The sequence below is a fragment of the Pseudomonas sp. OV226 genome (assembly GCF_003148705.1).
Lineage (GTDB): Bacteria > Pseudomonadota > Gammaproteobacteria > Pseudomonadales > Pseudomonadaceae > Aquipseudomonas.
In genome coordinates this window covers 1-1100 of record NZ_QGGS01000054.1, presented here as the reverse complement: position 1 = coordinate 1100, position 1100 = coordinate 1, and the positions used below count along the sequence as shown (strand labels likewise).

Sequence of the window (1100 nt, the reverse complement as noted above, 5' to 3'; positions counted from 1 at the left end):
ACCAGTGTTAATACCGGGACGTTGCAGGCGGGTAGTGACAATGCACTCGGCCAGACCAGCAAGTTAAACCTCGCGGATACCACCACCTTTGATCTCAACGGTAAAACGCAGACTCTTGGTGCGCTGAATGGCGCGATGGGCTCAACGCTGAACGTCAACAGCGGCACGCTGAATCTGAGCAATGGCGGGACTTCAGCAGGCGCACTGACCGGTGCGGGTCAGTTGAACGTTAACGGTGGAACACTGGATGTGCAGGGCGCGAACAGCGGGCTGAGCGCTGCGACGGCTATCGCCAACGGTGCCACCGTCAATATCAACAATATCGACGGGCTGGGCAGCAGTGAAATTACCACTGCCGGTACGCTGCGTATGACCGGTGCAACAGGCACGCTGGATAACGTCATCAATGGCGTGGGTTCAGTGCAACTGAGCAACGCCGCTGATGTGACGCTGGCGGGCATTAATACTCTGTCGGGCCGTTGGGACACAGCGACAGGCACCCGCCTGACCGCAACGGAAGCGGCGAATCTGGGCACGGCGGTTGTCAACAACACCGGTACCTTTAACGTCGATACCGCGACCGACTGGACGCTGGATAACGCAATTAATGGCACAGGTGCGGTGACCAAGAACGGCACAGGCACACTGACCATCGCACGTGCTAACAGCTACAGCGGCCCGACCACGATTTCTGGCGGGGTGCTGAAGCTGACGAACGCTGATGGCGCAGGCACTGGCGTGGTGAATGTCGATGCGGCAGCGGATCTTGAGTTGGCGCTGACCACGGCCAGCGTCTTCGATAACCAACTGGCGGGTGCTGGAACCACCACCGTGAGCGGCTCACAAGCCACCATCACGGCGGATAACTCCGCTTACACCGGTAACTGGAATGTCACGGATCTCGGGACGCTGGCTGTCGCTGACTCGGCGACCAGCAGTACCACTAACCTGGGTTCGGGTAACGTGAACATTGCGGCGGGTGGCACGGTCAATGCCCAAACCACCGGTGCGTTCAGCTTCGACAACGTCCTGACCGGAGCGGGTACGTTGAATGCGTCCAACAATGGACAGGCGTTCAACTTTGGAAGCGGAGTGGGTGC

At 59.4% G+C, this 1100-nt stretch carries 1 protein-coding gene; it reads left to right on the top strand.

Going from position 1 to position 1100, the window contains the following annotated elements; translation table 11 throughout:
* Positions 1 to 1100, top strand: a 1100-nt coding sequence (locus C7534_RS32225; RefSeq protein ID WP_177412327.1) for an autotransporter-associated beta strand repeat-containing protein, incomplete at both ends; no start/stop codon positions are given.